This window comes from Streptococcus mitis (assembly GCF_047464035.1).
GTDB lineage: Bacteria > Bacillota > Bacilli > Lactobacillales > Streptococcaceae > Streptococcus > Streptococcus mitis_DX.
In genome coordinates, this window is sequence record NZ_JASHCQ010000003.1 from 59,976 (window position 1) to 80,671 (window position 20,696).

The following is a 20,696-nucleotide window of genomic DNA, read 5'->3' on the forward strand; positions in this document are numbered from 1 at the left end:
TTTGGCATAGGGATGTTTTTTGTTTACTGGAGAGGATAAGTGGCTCTTTGTCAACTGTAGTGGGGTGAAGAAAAGCTAAGCTTGAGAAAGGACACATTTCGTCCTTTCCTTTTATTTGAAAAAGACAGTAAAAAAGCGCAAAAAAACACTTCCTGTGCTATGCTGCAATTGAAATTTTTTTAGTTTTGGTGTTAGAACTGTTTCCTCAGTCCTAGCGCCTTTTCTTTTTGATAAAAATCAAGAGTTCATACTTAGCCCTTTTTGCTTTTGAATGTATTCAAAAATGGAACACTGATGTTAGATAATATAATTTTATAGATAAGCATGCCACTAATTTGCTAAATCAGTAATTAGATCTCTATCTGATATTTTTTAATTGAGGATAAAGTAGGAACTTATCTAAATAGATTTTTCAGAAAATTTTCTAAAAAAACATAATTTGTTTGACATTTGTTTGAAAATTCTGTAAAATGAATTATTATATCGTTAAAGGAGAATATATATGGAAAAACAGAAAACATTTTTTGGACATCCTATGGGCTTGTCCACCCTCTTCTTTACAGAGATGTGGGAGCGCTTTTCTTACTATGGGATGCGAGCTATCCTACTTTACTATATGTACTATAGTGTACAAGATGGTGGGTTGGGGATGGATAAGACCACAGCTGCATCGGTTATGGCGATTTATGGCTCGCTGGTATTTTTATCCTCGGTTGTCGGTGGTTTTGTCAGTGACCGTATTTTAGGAAGCCGTAAGACCGTCTTTTACGGTGGGATTCTGATTATGCTAGGGCATATTGCTTTGGCAACACCTTTTGGACAAGTGGCTCTCTATCTTTCTATTGCCTTGATTATCTTTGGAACTGGATTTTTAAAACCCAATATCTCAGATATGGTTGGGGGAATTTATGAGAAAGAGGATGATAGACGGGATGCAGGTTTTAGTATCTTTGTCTTTGGTATTAACTTAGGTGCCTTCGTTGCCCCTTATCTAGTGGGTTATCTAGGTCAGGAAGTCAATTTCCATCTAGGTTTCTCATTAGCTGCTATTGGGATGTTCTTTGGCCTGGTGAAGTATGTTTTGGATGGGAAGAAATACCTGCCTGAATCAAGCCTTTACCCCACTGATCCCCTTTCACAGAAGGACCAGCAGACCTTGATTAAACGTTTGCTGATTGCACTTGTCGTAGTTATTCTCGTGGTTATAGGTTTAGTCTTTACTCACCAGTTTAATGTGGATATGATTGTTAATATCTTTACAGTGATTGCTGTAATTATTCCAATCTACTATTTCTTCAAGATTTTATCTAGTCAGAAAATAACTGCCACTGAGAGATCCCGAGTATTTGCTTACATTCCTCTATTTATCGCTGGAGTACTCTTCTGGTCTATTGAGGAGCAGGGGTCTGTTGTTCTCGCTCTATTTGCGGATGATCAAACTCGACTTTATTTTAATGTATTTGGGAATCAGATTCATTTCCCATCTAGCTTTTTCCAAAGTATCAATCCCCTTTTCATTATGATTTATGTGCCGATTTTTGCGTGGTTGTGGGGGAAAATGGGTAAAAAGCAACCATCCTCTTCTAAGAAATTTGCTTACGGTTTATTTGCGGCAGGTTTATCCTTCTTGTGGATGATGTTACCAGGGATGCTCTTTGGGACAGATGTTAAGGTCAGTCCTCTCTGGTTGATTATGAGTTGGGCTATTGTGATTGTGGGAGAAATGCTGATTTCGCCGATTGGTCTATCAGTCACTACTAAGTTAGCACCAAAATCCTTCCAAGCACAAATGATGTCTATCTGGTTCTTGAGTAATGCAGCTGCCCAAGCTATCAATGCTCAAATTGTAAAATTTTATACAAGCGAAACTGAAGTTGCTTACTATGGAATTGTTGGAGGAATTACGATTGTATTCAGTATTATCTTACTCTTCTACGTTCCACGTATTGAAAAACTAATGTCTGGTATCAAATAGAGAAACATTGAAATTTCTGTAGGGATTCTAAAAGTTAGATCAATTATTTATTCAAAGGATTTAGTTCTGTATTGTGTAGGGCTAGGTCCTTTTAGTTTGATTAATACTCTTCGAAAATCTCTTCAAACCGCGTCAACGTCGCCTTGTCGTACTCAAGTACAGCCTGCAGCTAGTTTCCTAGTTTGCTCTTTGATTTTCATTGAGTATAAAACTCACGATGTTTCTGATATTCCTAGTAGACATTTGTTCACTTTTTTTATATAATAAAACTAAACCGTATTGGTTGAGTTTTAAAAATCTGAATTCAAGCATCGATTAGTCTTTCTAAGGGAGATAATGTCCATTAAAGTATCATAATAGGAGGTGAAGTATGTATCAGCCAGAAAAATTAAAGGCTCGGAGAAAAGAGTTAAAACTGACACAGAAGGAAATTGCAGAGCAACTTGGGATTAGTTTTCAGGCTTACTCGGCTTGGGAACGTGGGGTCAAGGAACCGTCCCAGGAGAAAGTTACTCAGTTAGAGAATATTTTAAAGGTACCCAAAGGATATTTTACTCAGATCGAGATTGTCCGTCTCTACCATAGCCTCTCCAAGAAAGGGAAGGAGAAGGTTGTTCTCTATGCTCGCAACCTATCTCAAGAGGAGCAAGCCCAGAAAGTGGCCCCCATGCCAGAGCGTCTCTACGAGTACCGTGTTTATGAGCGCATGTCAGCAGGGATTGGAGCTTCAGTCTACGATGATCAGAATTTTGATACGGTTTACTTTAATGAGGAGTTGGCCCATGACTTTGCATCCTGGGTATCTGGGGACTCCATGGAACCTAAATACCAAAATGGTTCAGTGGCACTGATTCGAGAGACGGGATTTGACTATGACGGGGCGGTTTATGCAGTGGTTTGCAACAACCAGACCTATATCAAACGGGTCTATCGAGAGGAAGATGGCTTGCGTCTGGTCTCTATCAATCCTAAATACAAGGATATTTTTATCTCCTATGAGGAAGATCCTCGGATTGTGGGGATTATTGTTGGGAACTTTGTGCCAATGGAGGGCTAGCCTATGGGCTATTTTGATTATTCCAGAGAGCCCAAAAGTGACATTGCCTTTGTCGATATGAAATCCTTTTATGCCAGTGTTGAGTGTGTGAAAAGGGGCTTGCATCCGCTGAAGACCTCACTTTGTGTCATGAGTCGCGCGGATAATTCGACCGGTCTTATCCTTGCCTCTTCTCCCTTGTTTAAGAAGATTTTTGGCAAGTCAAATGTTGGTCGGGCCTATGATTTGCCTTTTGACATCAAAACACGTAAATTTTCCTATTACAATGCTCGAAAGCAAGGGTTGCCGACCGACTCAGACTATATTCGCTACATCGAAGATTGGGCTCAGGTGACCTTGATTGTGCCTCCTAGGATGGATGAATACATCGCAGTCAATATGAAAATCCAGCGAATCTTTCAAAACTATGGCAGCCCAGATGATATTTATCCCTACTCGATTGATGAGGGCTTTATTGACTTGACTAGTTCGCTTAACTATTTCATCCCAGATAAGAGTCTATCCCGTAAAGACAAGCTGGATCTGCTTTCTGCTCGCATTCAGAGGGATATTTGGAGGCAGACAGGGATTTACTCTACAGTAGGTATGTCCAATGCCAATCCCTTACTGGCCAAGTTGGCTCTGGATAATGAGGCTAAGCACACTCCGACTATGAGGGCCAACTGGTCTTACCAGGATGTGGAAGAGAAGGTCTGGGCAATCCCTAAGATGACGGATTTTTGGGGAATTGGCAGACGGATGGAGAAACGCTTGCATGCTCTGGGGATTTTTTCCATCAAGGAATTGGCCACCAGTAATCCAGACCAGCTAAAGAAAGCTCTGGGTCAGGCTGGTCTTCGTTTGTGGTTTCATGCTAATGGAATTGATGAGAGCAATGTTCATAAGCCCTATAAAGCCCAATCCAAGGGCTTGGGGAATTCTCAAATCTTGCCGAGAGACTACGTGAAGCTACGAGATATTGAAATTATTCTCCGGGAAATGGCTGAGCAGGTAGCTATTAGACTAAGAAGGGCGGGTAAGAAAACAACTCTTGTTTCTATCTATCTTGGTTTCTCTAAACAGGAGGTCAGGCCGTCTATTCACACACAAATGAAGGTCGAGCCTACCAATAATACATCTGTCTTAACGGATTATGTTTTGAAGTTATTTCATAACAAATATACTTCAGGAGCGGTCAGAAGTGTCGGAGTAAACTATGCAGGATTTGTGGACGAGTCCTTCGGCTTGATCTCTCTCTTTGATGATGTTGACAAGTTAGAAAAAGATGAAAGGCTCCAGACGGCTATTGACTCTATTCGGGAACAATTTGGTTTCACTTCACTCTTAAAAGCCAATGCACTGGAAGAAGCCTCTAGGAGTCTTGCCAGAAGCAAGCTGATTGGGGGACATTCTGCTGGAGGATTAGATGGATTAAAATGATTGATCGTTCTTATTTACCCTTTCAATCCGCGCGAGATTATCAAGATCCAGGTATGCAGAAGTGGATGGGATTTTACCTCTCAGAACACACTAGTTCGCTCAGTGAAGAAAAAAACCGTGTTGATTTTTCGATAGATTTGGACCCAGTTGAGAAGCTACACTTGCTTTCTCAGCTTTATGTTGGCCAACTGAAGGGAAGTTTTGTGGTCAAGGAAAAGAATCAGAAAACCACGATCATCGGTGAGGTGAGAGAATTATCACATCAGACTCTATCTATTAGGACAAACGAGGGATATAGGTTGATAGAGGTTGCAGATATCCTAGAAATTCGGCTGTGGGAGGAGGGAGTGTATGACTAGAAAAGAGCTGTATGAAAACAAACTACAGATGGATTATTTTTCAGATAACTATATTCGTTTCGAAGAGGATTTCCAAAAATATTCTGCCATGAATGTGCCCTTGACTTTCTTGATTGATGACATCCTACGAACTATGGCGATGAATCAGAAGAACTACTTTGTCTTAAACAAGGAAAATACTAAGGATGGGCGGGAGCATCGCTTTTATTTTAGGGTAGTAACGGAAAAAGAGTGTCCTAGAAATAGAACCTATGTATATGCTGGGGTTAAAAATAGTAGTCAGTAGAGGCTTATCTGCTGTAAAATGTATCATTTTTATAACACTTCATGTTTCATATCATGGGGTGTTTTTCTTTTTAAGTCAAAGCCAATCAAAAAATCTCACTATTCATTAGGCTGAAGGAGACCTAATCATAGTGAGATTGTGAATTATAGTAGATTTTGTATGGTCTCTTCAATTTGTTTAGGGTCTGTTTTTGAAGAGAAGCGTTCAAAGACCTGCCCATCACGACCAATGAGAAACTTAGCGAAATTCCATTCGATTCGTTTTCCCAGTGGGCCAGATTTTTGTTCTTTCAACCAAACATAGAGAGGATCTGCTTCCTTACCGTTGACCTTTATCTTGGCAAAACGTGGGAAGGTGGTCTGATAATGTAGGCTACAGAAGGTGTTGATTTCCTCTGCTCTGCCTGGTGCTTGTCCCATAAACTGATTGCAAGGGAAGTCTAAAATCTCAAAACCTTGTTCTTGATAGCGATCATAGAGTTCTTGAAGTCCTTGGTACTGGGGCGTTAAACCACATCCAGTAGCAGTGTTGACAACCAAGAGAACCTTACCACGATAGGTCTCTAGTGGAGTTTCTTGATGGTCTTGGTTCAAGACTGAAAAATCGTATAGTGAAGTCATTGCTTGCTTTTCTCCTTCTGTTTGGTATTTTTAGGAGTTTTCTCCTCCTGTAGTGATAGAAATCCGTAGGTCAGGGTTCCAAAAATGCTTCCGATAATCAGGCTATACATCAGGAAAGGAACACTTTTATCGAATTGCATGAGCAACTTTCCAAAATCTGAAAGGGACATCTGCTGAACGAAGACTTTATGAAAGATGAGTAAGGTAAAGAAGCCAATCTGAATACCGATAAACACAATCCAGCTTCGGAATTTGATTTGGGCTTTGCTGTAGGTTTTGAGAATGATTTCTGATTTGTCATCCTTTTCAAGATGAAGCTCTTGGACGGCTTTTTGAGCTTTTATACTCATGAACAAAATGAGTCCAAAATAGATGTAGGGCATAACATTTCGAACAATTTCTATAAAGCTTCCGAACAAAATATAGAATAGGAAGAGAATGAAGGAAGAGTAAAAGATTTGGATCATGGAACGGGCGCAAGCCTTGTAGATAACCTCTTGACGGCATTCATCAAAAGGCCCTTGGATATGAAAGAAATTTCGAAGTAGGCGAGTTGTTAAGTCTTCTTTTTTCATGGGTGATTTCTCCTAAATGAACGATGCTATTTTGTTTCTTTTACGAATTGATAGAGATAATAAAGATAAGTAATAGAAGAAAGGATAGCGATAGTTAGCAGAATATAATATTTCCAATTGATTGAAATGAGCGTCAGTTGTGGTAAGGATAGAATCATAAAGAATAGTGCTAAGTTGAGTATGCGCGTTTTTTGGGAGTCAATCTTTAGATAAGTCAATCCTTTGTTGAGTGCTGGAACAAAGACTGGAAGGAAGACTATATCGTAGATTGGCAAGTTCCCTGAAACGATGATGAAGATGAGCAGTGAAGCAAACAAAAGATGATAGGTAAGTAAAGTCACTAGTGATTTCATAGGGCACCTCCTAATCCTCATCTTGATCTTTCTTAGTTTTTGCAATGCGACGGGAGATGAGGAACTGTATACTCGCTCCGAAGAAGATAGAACCGAGAATGCTTGATACACCATTTCTTATAGTGAGAAGAGAATTAAAATAGTCCGGACTTTCACCTATGAGTATATGGAGAAGAGGAGTTATAAAAAACATCCATAGACCAAAGAACAAACCTGCTTTCAGACCTGGGTGGTGTAGTTGCTTACTTTCTTTCTCATTCAGCATATCTGGATCAATAGCTGTAATCCCTGTTTTTTTCATTTGGTAGGTGACATAGCCAGCAGCGATGAGGGCAATCACTAAAATTAGAGGAGGATAGATTAGAGCCACTTCTTGAGGGTATTTATAGGCCAGAAGGAGTGGAATAAGATTTCCGAAAATCATCAGATAAAAAAGAACGATAAAGACTTGGTTCCCAATACGATCGGCCTCACGCCGTTTGTATTCGTCAAGGGGACCAGAAATGCCGTATGTGCGTTTGATGAGTTTTTCAGTGAAGGTTTCTTTTTTCATAAGTTGGCTCCTTTTTTAAAAATCTTCCTCCCAAAAGAGACTGTTGAGGTCAGTTTGGAGGCTGCGGGCGAGATTGAGACAAAGTTCCAGGGTTGGGTTGTACTTGTCGTTTTCAATCATATTGATGGTTTGTCTCGAGACACCGATATCCTTGGCGAGTTCGAGCTGGGAAATGCCCAGTTCCTTGCGAAATTCTTTCACACGATTCATATGTTCTCCTTTCTGATTTGTGTCGTATATATTTGACTATATTATATTCTTCTATAGAGCGAATGTCAAGCATATTTGACATATTTCTTAAAGAAATCTTACTTGTTTTTGACCTATTTGTCTGACTAGTGCAAGCTAGTCGGATTTGTGGTAAAATAGATAAGATATGACAAAAGAATTTCATCATGTAACGGTCTTACTCCACGAAACGATTGATATGCTCGACGTAAAGCCTGACGGTATCTACGTTGATGCGACTTTGGGTGGAGCGGGCCATAGCGAATATTTATTAAGTAAATTAAGTGAAAAAGGCCATCTCTATGCCTTTGACCAGGACCAGAATGCCATTAACAATGCGCAAAAACGTTTGGCACCCTATATCGAAAAAGGGATGGTGACTTTTATAAAGGATAACTTCCGTCATTTACAGGCACGTTTGCGCGAAGCTGGTGTTCAGGAAATTGATGGAATTTGTTATGATTTGGGAGTGTCTAGTCCTCAATTGGACCAGCGTGAACGTGGTTTTTCTTATAAAAAGGATGCGCCACTGGACATGCGGATGAATCAGGAAGCTAGTCTGACAGCCTATGAAGTGGTGAACCACTATGACTATCATGACTTGGTTCGTATTTTCTTCAAGTATGGTGAGGATAAATTTTCTAAACAGATTGCCCGTAAGATTGAACAAGCACGTGAAGTCAAGCCAATCGAGACAACGACTGAGTTAGCAGAAATTATCAAGTCGGCCAAACCTGCCAAGGAGCTCAAGAAGAAGGGCCATCCTGCCAAGCAGATTTTCCAGGCTATTCGAATTGAAGTCAATGATGAACTGGGAGCGGCAGATGAATCCATCCAGCAGGCTATGGAGATGTTGGCTCTAGATGGTAGAATTTCAGTGATTACCTTTCATTCACTAGAAGACCGCTTAACCAAGCAATTGTTCAAGGATGCTTCAACGGTTGAAGTTCCCAAAGGTTTACCATTCATTCCAGATGATCTCAAGCCCAAGATGGAATTGGTATCCCGTAAGCCAATCTTGCCAAGTGCAGAAGAATTAGAAGCCAATAACCGCTCGCATTCAGCTAAGTTGCGCGTGGCCAGAAAAATTCACAAGTAAGAGGAAAAAATGGTAGATAAGAAAGAAACAACCAGTCAATTCTTGCAGAATCGTATAAAAAAATTCTCACGTGTGGAGAAGGCTTTTTATCTTTCCATCGCTTTTACGGCTCTCGTTTTAGCAGTGAGCATTATCTTTATGCAGACACGACTCTTGCAAGTGCAAAGTGATTTAACAAAAATCAATGCGCAGATAGAGGAAAAGAAGACAGAGCTCGATGATGCTAAGCAGGAAGTGAATGAATTGATTCGTTCAGAGCGCTTGAAAGAGATTGCAGATAAAAAAGATTTGAAATTGAATAATGAAAATATCCGAACAGCGGAGTAAGATATGAAATGGACAGAAAAAATAACCCGATTTGCGATAAAAAATCGTAAATCTCCAGCAAAAAACCGTAGGATAGTTGGCAAGTACCTCAGCTTTGTAGCTGTTGCCCTTTTCGCCCTCTTTTTAGCCAATTTTGCGTATATTATCGCAAAAGGTAATATATTTGGTACTGATTTGGTAAAAGAAGCTAAGAAGGTTCACCAAACAACTCGCACAGTTCCTGCTAAGCGTGGAACTATCTATGACCGAAATGGAGTGCCTATCGCTGAAGATGCGACTTCATATAATGTGTATGCTGTTATTGATAAAAAATACAAGTCAGCAACGGGAAAAATTCTTTATGTAGAGGATTCGCAGTTTAATAAAGTAGCAGAAGTTTTCCATAAATATTTGGATATGGATGAAGCCTATGTAAAAGAGCAACTGGCCCAACCAAATCTGACCCAAGTTTCTTTTGGTGCAAAAGGAAATGGGATTACCTATGCCAATATGATGGCGATTAAAAAAGAATTAAAAGAGGCTAGTGTTGAAGGAATTGACTTTACAACTAGCCCTAACAGAAGCTATCCAAATGGACAATTTGCTTCTAGTTTTATTGGTTTAGCCCAACTTCATGAAAATGAGGATGGTAGCAAGAGTTTGTTAGGAACTTCTGGTTTAGAGAGTTCTTTGAATACTATTCTTGCAGGGACAGATGGGATTATTACCTATGAAAAAGATCGTTTAGGAAATATCGTCCCAGGTACGGAACAGATATCACAGAAGACTGTGAATGGTAAGGATGTCTATACAACATTGTCTAGTCCACTCCAATCTTTTATGGAAACCCAGATGAATGCCTTTCTAGAAAAGGTAAAGGGTAAGTACATGACGGCGACCTTGGTCAGTGCCAAAACAGGGGAAATTCTCGCAACAACGCAACGACCAACCTTTGATGCCGATACTAAGGAAGGAATCACTAAGGACTTTGTCTGGCGTGATATTCTTTATCAAAGTAACTATGAACCAGGGTCAACCATGAAGGTCATGACGCTAGCTGCTTCTATTGATAACAATACCTTCCCAGGTGGGGAATTTTTCAATAGCAGTGAATTAAAAATAGCAGATGCAACCATTCGAGACTGGGACGTTAACGAAGGTTTGACGAGTGGTGGAACAATGACCTTTTCTCAAGGTTTTGCCCACTCTAGTAATATCGGGATGACCTTGCTCGAGCAGAAAATGGGAGATGCGACTTGGCTGGATTATCTCAATCGCTTTAAGTTTGGGGTGCCGACGCGTTTTGGTCTGACTGATGAGTATACAGGTCAATTGCCTGCAGATAATATTGTCAATATTGCCATGAGTGCATTTGGTCAGGGGATTTCTGTAACGCAGACCCAGATGCTACGTGCTTTTACAGCCATTGCCAATGATGGTGTTATGTTAGAGCCGAAATTTATCAGTGCCCTTTATGACCCTAATGACCAATCTGTTCGTAAATCTCAAAAAGAGGTTGTCGGAAATCCTGTATCGAAAGAAGCGGCATCAGTCACGCGTGACCACATGGTTATGGTTGGAACAGACCCTACATATGGAACTATGTATAATCATAGTACAGGCAAGGCAACTGTCAATGTTCCGGGTCAGAATGTGGCCCTTAAATCAGGGACTGCGCAGATTGCAGATGAGAAAAATGGTGGTTATCTTACAGGTTCAACAAACTACATTTTCTCAGTTGTTTCTATGCACCCAGCGGAAAATCCTGACTTTATCCTCTATGTGACTGTTCAACAACCTGAGCATTATTCAGGTATTCAACTTGGAGAGTTTGCCAATCCAATTCTTGAAAGAGCCTCAGCTATGAAAGAATCACTCAATCTTCAGTCAACTGCTAAGAATTTGGAGCAGTTTAGTAAGACTACAAGTTATGCAATGCCTGCAACTAAGGATTACACGCCGGGTGATTTAGCAGAGGAATTACGACGTAACCTTGTTCAACCAATCGTTGTGGGTACTGGAACAAAGATTAAAGAGTCTTCTGTAGAAGAAGGAAAAAATCTAGCACCTAACCAACAAGTTCTCCTTTTATCTGATAAGGTAGAAGAAATTCCAGACATGTATGGTTGGAAAAAAGAGACTGCTGAGACCTTTGCCAAATGGTTAGATATTAAATTAGAATTTGAAGGCTCAGGTTCCGTTGTTCAAAAGCAAGATGTTCGGACTAATACAGCTATCAAAAACATTAAAAAAATTAAATTAACTTTAGGAGACTAATATGTTTATTTCTATCAGTGCTGGAATTGTGACATTTTTACTAACTTTAGTAGGAATTCCGGCCTTTATCCAATTTTATAGAAAGGCGCAAATTACAGGCCAGCAGATGCATGAGGATGTCAAGCAGCATCAGGCAAAAGCTGGAACTCCAACTATGGGAGGTTTGGTTTTCTTAATTGCTTCTGTTTTAGTTGCCTTCTTTCTTGCCTTATTTAGTAACCAACTCAGCAATAATGTTGGTATGATTTTGTTTATTTTGGTCTTGTATGGCTTGGTTGGTTTTTTAGATGACTTCCTCAAGGTCTTCCGAAAAATCAATGAGGGGCTAAATCCCAAGCAGAAATTGGCTCTTCAGCTTCTAGGTGGTGTCATTTTCTACCTTTTCTATGAGCGTGGTGGAGATATGCTTTCTGTCTTTGGCTACCAAGTGCATCTAGGGATTTTCTATATTGTCTTCGCTCTTTTCTGGCTAGTCGGTTTTTCAAACGCAGTGAACTTGACAGACGGTATTGACGGTCTAGCTAGCATTTCAGTTGTGATTAGCTTGTCAGCTTATGGAGTTATTGCCTATGTCCAAGGTCAGATGGATATTCTTCTAGTGATTCTTGCCATGATTGGTGGATTGCTTGGTTTCTTTGTCTTTAACCATAAGCCTGCTAAGGTCTTTATGGGAGATGTGGGAAGTTTGGCTCTCGGTGGAATGCTGGCAGCTATCTCAATGGCTCTCCACCAAGAATGGACTCTCTTGATTATCGGAATTATTTATGTCTTTGAAACAAGTTCAGTTATGATGCAAGTCAGTTATTTCAAACTGACAGGTGGGAAACGTATTTTTCGTATGACGCCTGTGCATCACCATTTTGAGCTTGGAGGATTGTCTGGTAAGGGAAATCCTTGGAGCGAGTGGAAGGTTGATTTCTTCTTTTGGGGAGTGGGGCTTCTAGCAAGTCTCCTGACCCTAGCAATTTTGTATTTGATGTAAGAATGGCATCCTGATGTTTCAGGGTGTTTTTGCTTTTTAAAAAATATTGGTCAATTAAAGTCAAAACCCTTGACCTTTTCTGACTAATGTAGTATATTATGAACGTAAGGTAAATGAAAGCCTTACTAGAACACTTATTTAAAGTAAAATAGAAAGAGGTGGGGTCTATGTTTAATCTAGAAATCTTTAGAAGTAAAGATAGTCTACTCCTGCTTGAAAAAGAAAAACCAGAAATAGTACGTAGAGTAGCAATCTAGCTAGTCTAAATTTTTTGAAACAAAGGTCAAAGATAGTCAATATCAGTAATAATAAATAACAAAAAGAGGTAAAGAATATGAATAACAACTTTAATAATTTTAACAACATGGATGATTTATTTAACCAATTGATGGGTGGTATGCGAGGATATAGTTCTGAAAATCGCCGTTACTTGATTAATGGACGTGAAGTCACACCTGAGGAATTTGCTCACTATCGTGCAACTGGTCAATTGCCAGGAAATGCAGAAACTGATGGACAAATGAAACAACAGTCTTCAGGTATGAAACAAGACGGTGTCCTTGCAAAACTAGGTCGAAACTTGACAGCAGAAGCACGTGAGGGCAAGCTGGATCCTGTTATCGGACGAAACAAGGAAATTCAAGAAACATCTGAAATCCTCTCACGTCGTACCAAAAACAATCCTGTTTTGGTTGGAGACGCAGGTGTTGGTAAGACAGCCGTTGTCGAAGGCCTAGCGCAAGCCATTGTGAATGGCGATGTTCCAGCTGCCATTAAGAACAAGGAAATTATTTCTATTGATATCTCAGGTCTTGAGGCTGGTACTCAATACCGTGGTAGCTTTGAAGAAAACGTCCAAAACCTAGTCAATGAAGTGAAAGAAGCAGGGAATATTATCCTCTTCTTTGATGAAATTCACCAAATTCTCGGTGCTGGTAGCACAGGTGATGGTCAAGGGTCTAAAGGTCTTGCTGATATCTTGAAACCAGCTCTTTCACGTGGAGAATTGACAGTGATTGGCGCAACTACTCAAGATGAATACCGTAATACTATCTTGAAAAATGCAGCCCTTGCTCGTCGTTTCAACGAAGTCAAGGTCAATGCTCCATCTGCTGAAGATACTTTCAAGATTCTTCAAGGTATTCGAGATCTTTATCAACAACACCACAATGTTATTTTGCCAGATGAAGTCTTAAAAGCTGCCGTTGATTACTCTGTTCAATATATTCCACAACGTAGCTTGCCAGATAAGGCTATCGACCTTGTCGATGTTACGGCGGCTCACTTGGCAGCTCAGCATCCAGTAACAGATGTTCATGCTGTTGAACGTGAAATTGAGGCAGAAAAAGACAAGCAAGAAAAAGCAGTTGAGGCAGAAGATTTTGAAGCAGCTCTAAACTATAAAACACGCATTGCAGAATTGGAAAAGAAAATCGAAAACCATACAGAAGATATGAAAGTGACTGCAAGTGTCAACGATGTGGCTGAATCTGTAGAACGAATGACCGGTATTCCAGTATCTCAAATGGGGGCTACGGACATCGAACGTTTGAAAGATATGGGTCATCGTTTGCAGACGAAAGTTATTGGTCAAGATAAGGCCGTTGAAGCAGTAGCAAAAGCTATCCGTCGTAACCGTGCTGGTTTTGATGAAGGTAACCGTCCAATCGGTAGCTTCCTCTTTGTAGGTCCTACTGGTGTTGGTAAGACTGAGTTGGCTAAACAATTGGCTCTAGATATGTTCGGAACGAAAGATGCTATCATCCGTTTGGACATGTCAGAATACAGCGACCGCACAGCCGTATCTAAATTGATTGGTACAACTGCAGGTTATGTTGGTTACGATGACAACAACAATACCTTGACAGAACGCGTCCGTCGCAATCCATACTCAATCGTCCTTCTCGACGAAATTGAAAAGGCTGACCCTCAAGTCATCACCCTTCTCCTTCAAGTTTTGGATGATGGTCGTTTGACAGATGGTCAAGGAAATACAGTAAACTTCAAGAACACTGTCATTATTGCGACCTCAAATGCTGGATTTGGCTATGAAGCCAACTTGACAGAAGATGCGGACAAACCAGAATTGATGGATCGTTTGAAACCTTACTTCCGTCCAGAATTCCTTAACCGTTTCAATGCTGTCATCGAATTCTCACACTTGAGCAAAGAAGATCTTTCTAAGATTGTAGACCTTATGTTGGTTGAAGTTAACAAGACGCTTTCTAAGAAAGACATTGACTTGGCAGTGAGCGAAGCTGCTAAAGAATACATGACTGAGGAAGGCTACGATGAAATCATGGGTGTTCGTCCACTCCGTCGTGTGGTTGAACAACAAATCCGTGACAAAGTCACAGACTTCCACTTGGATAACCTTGATGCTAAACACCTAGAAGCTGACATGGAAGATGGTGTTTTGGTCATTCGTGAAAAAGCCTAAATCAAGATTTTGAAAATAAAAAAAGGAACCAGTTCAAAAGCTGGTTTCTTTTTTATTATTAGATGACATGACGTTCAAAGGCATCGTCAGAGATTCCTTGTTGGAGAATCAATTTTGCCCATTCTTTAGCTGAAAAGAGGCTGTGATCCTTGTAGTTACCGCAAGATTCGATGGTTGTTCCAGGGACGTCTTCCCAAGTAGTAGTCTCAGCGATTTCCTTGAGCGAATCCTTGATGACGGCCGCGATTTCAGCACTGGTGTGGCGCCCCCACATAATCATATGGAAGCCTGTGCGGCAACCAAATGGTGAACAGTCAATCATGCCGTCGATGCGGGTACGGATGAGCTTGGCTAAGAGGTGCTCAATAGTGTGAAGGCCAGCGGTAGGGATAGAGTCTTCGTTTGGTTGCACTAAACGAATATCATAATTGGAGATGATGTCTCCCTTTGGTCCTGTTTCTTCCCCAATCAAGCGAACATAGGGTGCTTTAACAATGGTGTGGTCAAGTTCAAAACTTTCAACAATAACTTCTTTTGACATGGTAAATCCTTTCAGTTTTCTTCTTTCATTATAACATAAAGCCGGCTCTTGAGTCAGAGAGAAAACCTCTCCGAGGCTGGAGAGGTTGAAATCTTTATTTACGATACAAGCGGTCGTATTGGTAGTAAGGGTCAAAGGTTACATTGATACCCAATTTGCGAAGGACATTCTTGTCTTCATCGGTTAAGATGATGGTTGAGTGCGCTTCGCTTCCTTTGAGGTTGCCAAGTTCTTCCATAGCACGAGCAGCATCAGGATTTTCTGTAGCTGTGATAGCAAGTGCAATCAAAATTTCATTTGAATGAAGGCGTGGATTGCGGCTACCCAGATGATCGATTTTAAGACCTTGGATTGGCTTAACAACTTCAGGTTCGATTAGTTTTACTTCTTTAGCAATGTTAGCTGATTTCTTGATAGCGTTAATCAAGGCAGCGGCTGTAGGACCAAAGAGTTCTGAGTTCTTACCAGTGACAATTTCTCCGCTTGGCAATTCAAGGGCTAGGGCTGGTCCGCCAGTTTCTTCTGCTTTTTGGCGCGCAACGACAGCAACCTTACGGTCTGCAGGTGTGATGCCAAGATCGTTCATAAGCAATTCTATTTTCTTGACAGCTGCTTCACCAACTTTTTCGGCTTTGAAATCAAGGACAGTTTGATAGTAACGGCGGATGATTTCTTGTTTAGCAGCTTCGACAGCAGCTTCATCATCTGTAATAGCGAAACCAACCATGTTGACCCCCATATCTGTCGGTGAAGAGTATGGAGATTCACCTAGAATGCGTTCTAACATGCGCTTGAGCACTGGGAAAATTTCGATATCACGGTTGTAGTTGACAGTGGTTTCTCCGTAGGTTTGGAGATGGAAAGGGTCAATCATGTTGACATCATCAAGGTCAGCTGTGGCAGCCTCGTAGACCAGATTGACTGGGTGATGAAGGGGAAGATTCCAAACTGGGAAGGTTTCAAATTTAGCGTAGCCAGACTTGATGCCATTGATTTGGTCGTGGTACATATTGGACATACAGGTTGCCAATTTTCCAGAACCAGGTCCAGGAGCGGTTACGACGATCAAGTTACGACTGGTTTTGATGTAGTCATTTTTCCCCATACCTTCTAGAGAAATGATGTGATCCATATCTGTTGGATATCCTTTGATTGGATAATGAAGATAAGAATCAATTCCGTTTTTCTCGAGTTGATTGCGGAAGGCATCTGCAGCGGGTTGGCCAGCGTACTGTGTGATAACAACGGAGCCAACAAAAATTCCCAATTCATTGAATTTATCAATCAAACGAAGAACTTCTTGGTCATAAGAAATGCCCAAGTCACCACGTGCTTTGGAATGTTCGATGTTGTTAGCATTAATGGCAATTACAACCTCGACTTGCTCTTTCAATTCTTGCAAGAGCTTGATTTTGTTGTCAGGCTCATAACCAGGAAGAACACGAGCAGCGTGAAAATCTTCTAACATTTTGCCACCAAACTCCAAGTAGAGTTTGCCGTCAAATTGGTTAATACGCTCCAAAATGTGGTCGCGCTGTAGATTCAAATATCGTTCAGAACTAAAAGCTTGTTTTTTCATTTTTTTACCTCTGACCTCTATTATAATAAAAAAATGGAAGTTAGGAAACTATGGAGTTAAAAAAGGAATCAAAAAGATTAGGCAAACGCTTGCATAAAAATCTGAAAAGCGCTATCATAGACTGTAGATTATTAAAATAATGAGGTAAGAAGATGCAAGAAAAATGGTGGCACAATGCCGTAGTCTATCAAGTTTATCCTAAGAGCTTTATGGATAGCAACGGAGATGGAATTGGCGATTTGCCAGGAATTACCAGTAAGTTAGACTATCTAGCCAAGTTAGGAATTACAGCGATTTGGCTTTCTCCAGTTTATGACAGTCCTATGGATGATAATGGCTATGATATTGCTGATTATCAAGCGATTGCGGCTATTTTCGGGACCATGGAGGATATGGACCAACTGATCGCGGAAGCTAAGAAACGTGATATTCGTATCATCATGGACTTAGTGGTCAATCATACTTCAGATGAGCATGCTTGGTTTGTCGAGGCCTGTGAAAATCCTGACAGCCCTGAGCGAGACTACTATATCTGGCGAGATGAACCCAACGACCTAGATTCTATCTTTAGTGGATCTGCTTGGGAATATGATGAAAAGTCAGGTCAATACTATCTCCACTTTTTCAGTAAGAAACAGCCGGATCTTAACTGGGAAAATGAAAAACTTCGTCAGAAAATTTATGAGATGATGAACTTCTGGATTGATAAAGGCATTGGTGGTTTCCGCATGGATGTCATTGACATGATTGGGAAAATTCCTGACGAGAAAGTAGTCAATAATGGTCCTATGCTCCACCCTTATCTCAAGGAGATGAATCAGGCGACCTTTGGAGATAAGAATCTCTTGACAGTAGGAGAGACTTGGGGAGCAACTCCAGAGATCGCTAAGCTCTACTCTGATCCAAAGGGGCAAGAATTGTCTATGGTCTTCCAGTTTGAACATATCGGTCTTCAGTATCAGGAAGGGCAACCTAAATGGCACTATCAAAAAGAGCTGAATATCCCTAAGTTAAAAGAAATCTTCAACAAATGGCAGACAGAGTTAGGAGTTGAGGACGGTTGGAATTCGCTCTTCTGGAACAATCATGATCTCCCTCGTATCCTCTCAATCTGGGGAAATGACCAAGAATACCGCGAAAAATCTGCCAAAGCCTTTGCAATCTTGCTTCATCTCATGAGAGGGACACCTTATATCTACCAAGGCGAGGAGATTGGGATGACCAACTATCCGTTTGAAACGCTGGACCAAGTAGAAGATATTGAATCCCTCAACTATGCGCGTGAAGCTCTTGAAAAAGGTGTTCCGATGGACGAAATCATGGACAGTATCCGTGTCATTGGACGTGATAATGCCCGTACGCCTATGCAATGGGACGAGAGCAAAAACGCTGGTTTCTCAACAGGTCAACCTTGGTTGGCAGTGAATCCAAATTATAAAGCAATCAACGTTCAAGAAGCACTGGCAAATCCAGATTCTATTTTCTATACCTATCAGAAACTGGTTCAAATCCGTAAGGAGAATAGCTGGCTGATTCGAGCTGAATTTGAATTGCTTGAAACTGCTGATAAGGTCTTTGCTTATATCCGTAAAGATGGTGACCGTCGCTTCCTAGTCGTCGCTAACTTGTCCAATGAAGAGCAAGACTTGACCGTAGAAGGAAACGTCAAATCGGTCTTGATTGAAAACACCGTGGCTCAGGAAGTCTTTGAAAAACAAATCTTAGCTCCATGGGATGCTTTCTGTGTGGAATTACTATAAACCTTTTTTACAGAAAAATTTAAAAATGAAATCGTATAAAAACAAGGGAGGACTGTATGAAAGGCAGAAATCCTTTGTTTTTTTATGGCTAAGATTTATAAACTTTCATTCTCAAAATTCAATTAACTTTACAAATTCCCACTATTTTGGTAAAATAAACTTATGTTACAAAAACTAACATAAAGGAGAAAGAAGATGAATACAAAAAAGCGTATCCTTAGTGCAGGTCTGACTTTTGCGGCTGCCTTGCTTTTAACTGCTTGCGGGCAATCAGGTTCAGATACAAAAACTTACTCATCAACCTTTAGTGGAAATCCAACTACATTTAACTATTTATTAGACTACTATGCTGATAATACAGCTATTATTACTAACCTAGTTGATGGTTTGCTTGAAAATGACAATCACGGAAACCTAGTTCCATCTTTGGCAGAAGACTGGTCTGTTTCAAGCGACGGTCTGACTTATACCTACAAACTGAGAAAAGATGCCAAATGGTTCACGGCTGACGGTGAAGAGTACGCCCCAGTCAAGGCACAAGATTTTGTGACAGGTATCAAGTACGCAGTGGATAATAAATCCCAGGCTATTGACTTGATTCAAAACTCAATCAAGGGCTTGAATGATTATATTACAGGAGCGGATTCTGACTTTTCTAAGGTTGGGGTGAAGGCCATTGACGACCATACTGTTGAGTATACTTTGGCACGCCCAGAACCTTACTGGAACTCAAAAACAACCAACAGTATTCTTTTCCCAGTGAATGAAGAGTTTTTAAACTCAAAAGGGAAAGATTTTGGTACCCTATCTCCAGATAGCATTCTCTACAGCGGACCTTATTTGTTAAAAGATTTCACATCAAAATCATCGATCGAGTATGTGAAAAATCCGCATTACTATGATCATGACAAAGTATCGATTGAACACGTAAAATTGGCTTACTTTGATGGTTCAGACCAAGAATTGACCATCCGTAACTTTGAAAGTGGAGCCTACTCTATCGCTGGGGTTTATCCAAATAGTTCTAACTTTGCTAAGACCAAGGAGAAATATAAGGATAATATCGTCTATAGCTTGCAGGACAAGACTTCTTGGTATTTCAATTTCAACGTCAATCGTAAGGCCTACAATCACACTGCTAAAACGACAGATGAGCAGAAGAAGTCAACTGAGACAGCTGCCTTGAACAAAAACTTCCGCCAAGCGGTGAACTTTGCCTTGGACCGCACAGCCTATTCTGCTCAGTCAAATGGGGAAGAAGCAGCTAGCAAGACTCTTCGTAACACCATAGTGCCTCCTACATTTGTCCAAGTTGGAGACAAGACCTTTGGAGAAGTAGTCGCTTCTAAATTGGTCAACTATGGCACAGAATGGTCAGGTATTAACTTGGCAGATGCTCAGGATGCCTATTTCAACAAAGAAAAAGCCCAAGCAAAATTTGCAGAAGCTAAAAAAGAATTGGCAAGTCAAGGTGTGACTTTCCCTATTCACTTGGATGTTGCAGTTGATCAGACTAGTAAAAATGCTGTGACAGGCATGAACTCAGTTAAGCAAACCCTTGAGTCGGTTTTAGGTGCTGATAACATTGTCATTGATGTTCAACAACTTTCAACGGATGATTTTAATAATGTAGCCTTTTTAGCGCCAACACCAGCTGATCGTGACTATGATTTGAACTTTGATGGTTGGGTAGGTGACTACCAAGATCCGTCAACTTATCTTAATCCTTTCAATGCAGAGGATGGATTCTACCTCAAGATTTTTGGTCTAGATGCTCAAGAAGATAAAGCTAAGATTGCTAGCTTGGGACTTGATACTTACACCAAGATGCTCAAAGATGCAGATAGCGAAAATAAAGATGTAGCCAAACGCTATGAAAAATATGCTGAAGCACAGGCTTGGATGATTGACAATTCTCTGATTATGTCAGCAATGTCAAGTGGTGGTACAGCATCTGTAACCAAAGTAACGCCATTTACAAGAGGCTATTCACTGGTCGGCATCAAGGGTGATGGCAATAACTACAAGTACATGAAACTGCAAAAAGATACTGTGACAACCAAACAGTATGAAGAAGCTAAGACTAAATGGGAGCAAGAAAGTAAAAAAGCAATCGAAAAAGCTCAAAAAGAAGCAGAAAATCATGTTAAATAAAGATGAATGAGGTTCCGTAAGGGACCTTTTTGATGTTTATATAGTAAATTTATTGATGTAATTGTTTGCAAATCAAAAAGAATGTTTCGGAAAGAAGATGAAAACGCCTTACCTAAGCGGATTTATCTCACAA

The 20,696-nt window shown here is 40.5% G+C and carries 19 protein-coding genes; 12 read left to right on the forward strand and 7 right to left on the reverse strand.

The window, feature by feature from the left end; translation table 11 throughout:
• The first annotated feature begins 502 nt into the window (after window positions 1-502).
• From QM818_RS02010 to QM818_RS02030, 5 genes are all read left to right on the forward strand, one after another.
• A complete protein-coding gene (locus tag QM818_RS02010; RefSeq protein ID WP_414299840.1) occupies window positions 503-1,975 on the forward strand; it encodes a peptide MFS transporter in 1,473 nt (490 codons plus the stop codon).
• A gap of 370 nt (window positions 1,976-2,345) precedes the next feature.
• Complete coding sequence (locus tag QM818_RS02015) at window positions 2,346-3,032, forward strand: XRE family transcriptional regulator (RefSeq protein WP_414299841.1); 687 nt, start codon at window positions 2,346-2,348, stop codon at window positions 3,030-3,032.
• 3 nt (window positions 3,033-3,035) lie between these two features.
• On the forward strand, window positions 3,036-4,451 hold the full coding sequence (locus QM818_RS02020; protein WP_414299842.1) for a Y-family DNA polymerase: 1,416 nt from the start codon (window positions 3,036-3,038) through the stop codon (window positions 4,449-4,451).
• The gene (locus QM818_RS02025) at window positions 4,448-4,810 is read left to right on the forward strand and encodes a hypothetical protein (RefSeq protein ID WP_254754080.1); all 363 of its coding nucleotides are present in this window, start codon (window positions 4,448-4,450) and stop codon (window positions 4,808-4,810) included. Before QM818_RS02020 ends, QM818_RS02025 begins: the two co-directional genes overlap by 4 nt.
• Window positions 4,803-5,096, forward strand: a complete 294-nt coding sequence (locus tag QM818_RS02030) for a DUF5960 family protein (protein ID WP_254754081.1) — start codon at window positions 4,803-4,805, stop codon at window positions 5,094-5,096. The genes QM818_RS02025 and QM818_RS02030 overlap by 8 nt, the downstream gene beginning before the upstream one ends.
• A gap of 143 nt (window positions 5,097-5,239) precedes the next feature.
• Here the strand turns inward: QM818_RS02030 and QM818_RS02035 are convergent, their stop codons facing one another.
• Genes QM818_RS02035 through QM818_RS02055 form a run of 5 tightly spaced genes read right to left on the reverse strand, consistent with a single transcriptional unit; the run spans window position 5,240 to window position 7,407 of the window.
• Window positions 5,240-5,716 (reverse strand): glutathione peroxidase, encoded by a 477-nt coding sequence (locus QM818_RS02035; RefSeq protein ID WP_414299843.1) that lies wholly within the window; start codon window positions 5,714-5,716, stop codon window positions 5,240-5,242.
• On the reverse strand, window positions 5,713-6,291 hold the full coding sequence (locus QM818_RS02040) for a DUF3278 domain-containing protein (RefSeq protein WP_247939360.1): 579 nt from the start codon (window positions 6,289-6,291) through the stop codon (window positions 5,713-5,715). The genes QM818_RS02035 and QM818_RS02040 overlap by 4 nt, the downstream gene beginning before the upstream one ends.
• Window positions 6,292-6,317: 26 nt before the next feature.
• Window positions 6,318-6,644, reverse strand: a complete 327-nt coding sequence (locus QM818_RS02045; protein ID WP_153199615.1) for a hypothetical protein — start codon at window positions 6,642-6,644, stop codon at window positions 6,318-6,320.
• Window positions 6,645-6,654: 10 nt separating this feature from the next.
• Window positions 6,655-7,197, reverse strand: a complete 543-nt coding sequence (locus tag QM818_RS02050) for a DUF3278 domain-containing protein (RefSeq protein ID WP_020902170.1) — start codon at window positions 7,195-7,197, stop codon at window positions 6,655-6,657.
• A gap of 15 nt (window positions 7,198-7,212) precedes the next feature.
• Complete coding sequence (locus QM818_RS02055) at window positions 7,213-7,407, reverse strand: helix-turn-helix transcriptional regulator (protein WP_001082472.1); 195 nt, start codon at window positions 7,405-7,407, stop codon at window positions 7,213-7,215.
• A gap of 166 nt (window positions 7,408-7,573) precedes the next feature.
• Here QM818_RS02055 and rsmH point away from each other — a divergent pair, with 166 nt between their 5' ends.
• The 5 genes from rsmH (at window position 7,574) to QM818_RS02080 (ending at window position 14,529) form a co-directional block, all read left to right on the forward strand.
• Window positions 7,574-8,524, forward strand: coding sequence for a 16S rRNA (cytosine(1402)-N(4))-methyltransferase RsmH (rsmH, locus tag QM818_RS02060; RefSeq protein ID WP_414299844.1), 951 nt, complete (start codon window positions 7,574-7,576; stop codon window positions 8,522-8,524).
• A gap of 9 nt (window positions 8,525-8,533) precedes the next feature.
• On the forward strand, window positions 8,534-8,851 hold the full coding sequence (ftsL, locus tag QM818_RS02065; protein WP_000227824.1) for a cell division protein FtsL: 318 nt from the start codon (window positions 8,534-8,536) through the stop codon (window positions 8,849-8,851).
• Window positions 8,852-8,854: 3 nt separating this feature from the next.
• Entirely contained in the window at window positions 8,855-11,107 is a 2,253-nt protein-coding gene (gene pbp2x, locus QM818_RS02070; protein ID WP_414299845.1) for a penicillin-binding protein PBP2X, read from the forward strand.
• 1 nt (window position 11,108) lies between these two features.
• Complete coding sequence (mraY, locus tag QM818_RS02075) at window positions 11,109-12,089, forward strand: phospho-N-acetylmuramoyl-pentapeptide-transferase (protein ID WP_265494138.1); 981 nt, start codon at window positions 11,109-11,111, stop codon at window positions 12,087-12,089.
• Between the two features lie 334 nt (window positions 12,090-12,423).
• On the forward strand, window positions 12,424-14,529 hold the full coding sequence (locus tag QM818_RS02080; RefSeq protein WP_414299846.1) for an ATP-dependent Clp protease ATP-binding subunit: 2,106 nt from the start codon (window positions 12,424-12,426) through the stop codon (window positions 14,527-14,529).
• 58 nt (window positions 14,530-14,587) lie between these two features.
• Here QM818_RS02080 and QM818_RS02085 read toward each other — a convergent pair whose 3' ends face one another.
• Window positions 14,588-15,070 carry an S-ribosylhomocysteine lyase gene (locus QM818_RS02085; RefSeq protein ID WP_023946639.1) on the reverse strand — a complete coding sequence of 161 codons (483 nt, stop codon included), beginning with the start codon at window positions 15,068-15,070 and terminating at the stop codon, window positions 14,588-14,590.
• A gap of 94 nt (window positions 15,071-15,164) precedes the next feature.
• Window positions 15,165-16,649, reverse strand: coding sequence for a DUF1846 domain-containing protein (locus QM818_RS02090; RefSeq protein ID WP_414299847.1), 1,485 nt, complete (start codon window positions 16,647-16,649; stop codon window positions 15,165-15,167).
• A gap of 152 nt (window positions 16,650-16,801) precedes the next feature.
• Here QM818_RS02090 and QM818_RS02095 point away from each other — a divergent pair, with 152 nt between their 5' ends.
• On the forward strand, window positions 16,802-18,409 hold the full coding sequence (locus QM818_RS02095) for a glycoside hydrolase family 13 protein (RefSeq protein WP_414299848.1): 1,608 nt from the start codon (window positions 16,802-16,804) through the stop codon (window positions 18,407-18,409).
• 195 nt (window positions 18,410-18,604) lie between these two features.
• A complete protein-coding gene (locus QM818_RS02100; protein WP_414299849.1) occupies window positions 18,605-20,563 on the forward strand; it encodes a peptide ABC transporter substrate-binding protein in 1,959 nt (652 codons plus the stop codon).
• The last annotated feature ends 133 nt before the right edge of the window (window positions 20,564-20,696 follow it).

Coding starts and splice junctions, on each gene's coding strand:
- QM818_RS02010 (WP_414299840.1), top strand. CDS start 503: ATGGAAAAACAGAAAACATTTTTTGGACATCCTATGGGCTTGTCCACC.
- QM818_RS02015 (WP_414299841.1), top strand. CDS start 2,346: ATGTATCAGCCAGAAAAATTAAAGGCTCGGAGAAAAGAGTTAAAACTG.
- QM818_RS02020 (WP_414299842.1), top strand. CDS start 3,036: ATGGGCTATTTTGATTATTCCAGAGAGCCCAAAAGTGACATTGCCTTT.
- QM818_RS02025 (WP_254754080.1), top strand. CDS start 4,448: ATGATTGATCGTTCTTATTTACCCTTTCAATCCGCGCGAGATTATCAA.
- QM818_RS02030 (WP_254754081.1), top strand. CDS start 4,803: ATGACTAGAAAAGAGCTGTATGAAAACAAACTACAGATGGATTATTTT.
- QM818_RS02035 (WP_414299843.1), bottom strand. CDS start 5,716: ATGACTTCACTATACGATTTTTCAGTCTTGAACCAAGACCATCAAGAA.
- QM818_RS02040 (WP_247939360.1), bottom strand. CDS start 6,291: ATGAAAAAAGAAGACTTAACAACTCGCCTACTTCGAAATTTCTTTCAT.
- QM818_RS02045 (WP_153199615.1), bottom strand. CDS start 6,644: ATGAAATCACTAGTGACTTTACTTACCTATCATCTTTTGTTTGCTTCA.
- QM818_RS02050 (WP_020902170.1), bottom strand. CDS start 7,197: ATGAAAAAAGAAACCTTCACTGAAAAACTCATCAAACGCACATACGGC.
- QM818_RS02055 (WP_001082472.1), bottom strand. CDS start 7,407: ATGAATCGTGTGAAAGAATTTCGCAAGGAACTGGGCATTTCCCAGCTC.
- rsmH (WP_414299844.1), top strand. CDS start 7,574: ATGACAAAAGAATTTCATCATGTAACGGTCTTACTCCACGAAACGATT.
- ftsL (WP_000227824.1), top strand. CDS start 8,534: ATGGTAGATAAGAAAGAAACAACCAGTCAATTCTTGCAGAATCGTATA.
- pbp2x (WP_414299845.1), top strand. CDS start 8,855: ATGAAATGGACAGAAAAAATAACCCGATTTGCGATAAAAAATCGTAAA.
- mraY (WP_265494138.1), top strand. CDS start 11,109: ATGTTTATTTCTATCAGTGCTGGAATTGTGACATTTTTACTAACTTTA.
- QM818_RS02080 (WP_414299846.1), top strand. CDS start 12,424: ATGAATAACAACTTTAATAATTTTAACAACATGGATGATTTATTTAAC.
- QM818_RS02085 (WP_023946639.1), bottom strand. CDS start 15,070: ATGTCAAAAGAAGTTATTGTTGAAAGTTTTGAACTTGACCACACCATT.
- QM818_RS02090 (WP_414299847.1), bottom strand. CDS start 16,649: ATGAAAAAACAAGCTTTTAGTTCTGAACGATATTTGAATCTACAGCGC.
- QM818_RS02095 (WP_414299848.1), top strand. CDS start 16,802: ATGCAAGAAAAATGGTGGCACAATGCCGTAGTCTATCAAGTTTATCCT.
- QM818_RS02100 (WP_414299849.1), top strand. CDS start 18,605: ATGAATACAAAAAAGCGTATCCTTAGTGCAGGTCTGACTTTTGCGGCT.